Raw genomic sequence first — 335 nt, forward strand, 5'->3', positions numbered from 1 at the left:
GAATTACCTTCAACCTCAAGCCAGAATGCAGAATCACTGGCTTTTTTGGTTGTGCTTACCCATCTCTCCGCATCACCTTTGGTAAAGGTTCTAAGCTTAGGTGAGAACATCCCTGCCTGAACATGAGAAAAAACAGGGTACTCATACTCACTTCTAAGTGACGGCTGCATACTAACCGCTTCATACATCTCGTAGATTTCTCTGGCGATTGAAGGGCTAAATTCTTCAACGCTAACTTTGAGAATTTTTGTAAGCAATGCGGCGTTATAAGCATTTAATGCATTGATGCCATTAAATAAAGCACCAACGCCTGACTGCCCCATCCCCATCTTGTC

At 43.3% G+C, this 335-nt stretch carries 1 protein-coding gene; it reads right to left on the reverse strand.

Annotated features, from left to right (window positions below):
- Positions 1-335: hypothetical protein (locus tag HP556_RS30130; protein WP_478134382.1), on the reverse strand; the 335-nt coding region annotated here is incomplete at both ends.

The sequence above is a fragment of the Tardiphaga robiniae genome (genome assembly GCF_013359755.1).
GTDB lineage: Bacteria > Pseudomonadota > Alphaproteobacteria > Rhizobiales > Xanthobacteraceae > Tardiphaga > Tardiphaga robiniae.